A 3,483-nucleotide genomic window follows, 5' to 3' on the forward strand; every position below is an offset into this window, starting at 1 on the left:
CAATTTTCAATTTCTTTAATTTTTGTTTATTGTTATTAATTAATTTTAATTTAGTATTTGTAATTAATGRTTCTTTTTACTTATTAGTTTTAATATTTCAAATGATTGTTACTTGGACTCAAATGCTAAGTCAGCCAATCCATGGTACGTTGTACGCTACCGACCCTGTAAGTCCTATCTGCGCGTCCGGATATTGGTCCAGCAGAGGAAGGATATAAGTATTAATATACGTTTCCAGTCCCTTTTTTATAATGGAGGCCAGATAATGTTCATTTTTGTTTTCGTAGAAAAAGTCTGCAAACGATGTCAGAAACAAGTTGGGGTTAGGGCTGTTGTACAGCTTTTCTAGGATAATCTTACGGTCTAAGTTGAATTTTCCTATGAGCTTTTCGCGGAAACCCTGCGGCATGGCGTCGGTAAGGAAGTCGCGCAGCACTTGCTGAGCTATCCAGTTTGTTGATCCTTCATCTGCAAGGATATAGCCCAATCCATAGTTGTTTTCTATCGATTTTCTTCCCTGTTATAATAGGCGGCATTGGAGCCTGATCCGATGATTCCTACGATACCTTTGTCATCACCCAAAGTAGAAAGGGCTGAGGCATCCAAATCATGTGAGACTTTTACCTTGGCATTTTTAAAGAAGTTGGAAAATACGTTGGCGATTTTATCCTGTCTTTCTTTTGAAGAAGCTCCCGCACCGAAAAAGAATATTTTCTTTATCTTTTCTGCATTATATAGCAGGTCTGTACTTTTGTTGAGCAACTGATTTATGAAATTTTCATCTTGAATATAAGGATTGATGCCCACTGTGCGAAAGCCGTGCAGCAATTTGCCTTTTTCGGCAAGCCGCCAGTCTGCATATCTTGATCCGGTGAAAATAACTAAAATCATATGGCTCAACTATTTGTTCATTATATTGGCTATCGCCAACAATTCGTCATCTAGTTTCAGTTCTTTAGTGTTTAGGGCTTCTTCAAGAGGCGTAGTAACCATTTGGTTGCCGCGGATACCTACAGTGGCCTTGCTGTTGCCTTTCAGAAGTTCGTTGACTGCTATGTATCCCATTCTTGTTCCCAAGATGCGGTCAAAGCTACTAGGAGCACCACCTCGTTGTAAGTGGCCTAATATACTAACTTTTATGTCAAGATGCGGAATTTTTTCTTTTACAATTTTGGCAACATTGTACGCTCCTCCATTTTTGTCACCTTCGGCAATGATAACAATCATGGAAGTTTTGTCGCGGCTTTCTGCCAGATATATTTCATCCAATAGGTCATCAATGCCGGAATTTAGCTCCGGAAGGAGTATAGCTTCCGCACCGCCACCCACGCCGGCACTTAAGGCAATGCATCCTGAATCTCTACCCATCACCTCTACGAAGAAGACGCGGTTATGCGAGGAAGCCGTGTCGCGTATTTTGTCTATTGCTTCTATTACGGTATTGTTGGCTGTATCATAACCTAAGGTGTAGTCAGTACCACAAAGGTCGTTGTCTATAGTTCCCGGAATACACATTACAGGGATATCATATTCTTCGGAGAAGATTTTGGCACCGGTGAATGTGCCGTCACCCCCAATAGCTACCAATGCATCGATACCTTGGGATTTTATATTGTTGTAAGCTTTCTCTCTACCTTCTTTCGTTTTGAAATCTAGGCACCGCGCGGATTTAAGGATAGTTCCTCCCTTTTGGATGATAGAACTTACGGACCTGCGGTTCATGTCTACAAACTCGCGGTCTATCATACCTTGGTATCCGTGGTAAATTCCTGTTACAGCAATGTCGTGATAAATAGCAGTTCTCACTACAGCTCGGATCGCTGCATTCATGCCAGGCGCATCACCACCTGAAGTAAAAACTCCAATTCTGTTTATCTTTTTCAATGTGGTTTCAGTTTAAGTTCAAATACGAATATAATGTGTATTTTTTACACTATTAAATTTTTTATGCATTTTTTGTGAGATTTTTGCATTTTGGTGACTTCCTTTGTTGTAATAATCTATGTTTGCATAGTTTTTATTTTTAAATTTTATGATTATTGATTAATATCGCATATGATTTTGTAACTGCTTAATATAACCTACATATGTTGTCGTTTTTTACAGTAGATTGTCTGATCTTTACCTTTCATGATGGTAAGCTCAAAGTATTGCTCACAGAGCGCAACGAGTACCCTTATCGTGATTGGTGGGCAATGCCGGGTTATTTTGTCAATAAGGATGAAGAGATGGAAGATGCTGTAAACCGGATAGCGTACGAACATACGGGGTTGAAAAACATTTATCTGGAGCAGTTGGCCGCTCTTGCCGGACTCAAGCGTCACCCGGAAGGTAGAATTCTTACGGTAGCTTATATGGCCTTGGTAAGGTATGACGAGGTTAAACACAAGATAAAACCGGTGACAAACTATATGCGTCAGGCTAAGTGGTTTGATGTGCACGAAGTGCCGGAACTAGCCTTCGATCATAATGAAATCCTGCGTCTTGGACTAGACAAACTGAAAAGAAACTTGCATTATACTATGGCTCCTTATGAGCTTCTTCCTGAAAAATTTACATTAACTCAATTGCAGCAAGTTTACGAGTCCATACTCGGTGAAACACTAGATAAACGGAACTTCAGAAAGAAGATGAGTAATCTCGGGTATCTTAAGGAATTGGATGAATTCCAGACCGGAGTGTCTTATAGGGCCGCACGTCTCTATAAGTTGGATAAGAAAAAGTTCCTCAAGCTTTTCTCGTAGTATTATCATTTTTTGTTTCTTTTTTGTCAGCGCATTGTATTTTTTTTAATACACAATAGTTTGTGTTTAAACTTTTTTTTATTTTTTGACCATTCTTTTGCTAAAGTCAAAAGTTAAAAAGTTTAAAATGGATAAAAGAAAAGAAGAAATAATAGAGGCTGCTATTCGTCGCTTCTCGCATTATGGTTTTGCAAAGACCACGATGAATGAGATTGCGGAGGATTTAAAAATCACGAAGGCTAATCTATATTATTATTATCCGGATAAGACGGCGCTTATTAAAGATGTGATTTGTTCCATCTCACATGAATTGATTTCTGCGGAAGAGAAAATGATTGCCGCGTATGATGGTGATTTCTTAGGAACATTATTTGCCATCTTAAAATTTCGGGCCGAACATATGAGAAAGCATTATATGCTTTATATCAATGAAAATCTGGATTGGTTAAAAGGCTTGGAGCTTTCTGAAGTGATAAAACAGGTATATACCAAAGACTTGGATTTGATGAAGTTGCTAGTGCAGAAGGCCGTAGAAGACGGCTCGTTGAAGTTGGATAATATCGAAGAGTCTTGTGCCATCTTTGGAGATATCATCCGTGGGTTGACCTTGACTTACACTATAGAAGATATACTCTGCAAGATTCCAAAACCTGGAAAATGTAGATAAGATACCTTGCCAAGCCAGATTCAACGCCAGTACTTAAAATTAATTTTTCAAGAACGTATAGTTAACTAATCA

Annotated in this window: 5 protein-coding genes; 2 read left to right on the forward strand and 3 right to left on the reverse strand. The window is 38.9% G+C overall.

Annotation, left to right across the window (positions count from 1 at the left end; all coding sequences use genetic code 11):
• Positions 1 to 130: 130 nt before the first annotated feature.
• The 3 genes from SD31_RS15790 to pfkA are packed head-to-tail and all read right to left on the reverse strand — an operon-like array spanning position 131 to position 1,884.
• Entirely contained in the window at positions 131 to 487 is a 357-nt protein-coding gene (locus SD31_RS15790) for a hypothetical protein (RefSeq protein WP_082021745.1), read from the reverse strand.
• Positions 488 to 501: 14 nt separating this feature from the next.
• On the reverse strand, positions 502 to 891 hold the full coding sequence (locus SD31_RS15795) for a hypothetical protein (protein ID WP_156138128.1): 390 nt from the start codon (positions 889 to 891) through the stop codon (positions 502 to 504).
• A 9-nt stretch (positions 892 to 900) separates the two neighbouring features.
• Positions 901 to 1,884: a 6-phosphofructokinase gene (pfkA, locus tag SD31_RS00665; protein WP_039052738.1), complete on the reverse strand. Its 984-nt coding sequence runs from the start codon at positions 1,882 to 1,884 to the stop codon at positions 901 to 903.
• 203 nt (positions 1,885 to 2,087) lie between these two features.
• Between pfkA and SD31_RS00670 the strand changes: the two genes are divergently transcribed.
• Together SD31_RS00670 and SD31_RS00675 are read left to right on the forward strand one after the other, a co-directional pair.
• Positions 2,088 to 2,744, forward strand: a complete 657-nt coding sequence (locus tag SD31_RS00670) for an NUDIX hydrolase (RefSeq protein WP_039052739.1) — start codon at positions 2,088 to 2,090, stop codon at positions 2,742 to 2,744.
• Between the two features lie 127 nt (positions 2,745 to 2,871).
• Positions 2,872 to 3,411, forward strand: a complete 540-nt coding sequence (locus SD31_RS00675; protein WP_039052740.1) for a TetR/AcrR family transcriptional regulator — start codon at positions 2,872 to 2,874, stop codon at positions 3,409 to 3,411.
• The last annotated feature ends 72 nt before the right edge of the window (positions 3,412 to 3,483 follow it).

Source organism: Sphingobacterium sp. T2 (assembly GCF_000814685.1).
In the GTDB taxonomy this organism is placed as follows: Bacteria; Bacteroidota; Bacteroidia; order Sphingobacteriales; family Sphingobacteriaceae; genus Sphingobacterium; species Sphingobacterium thermophilum.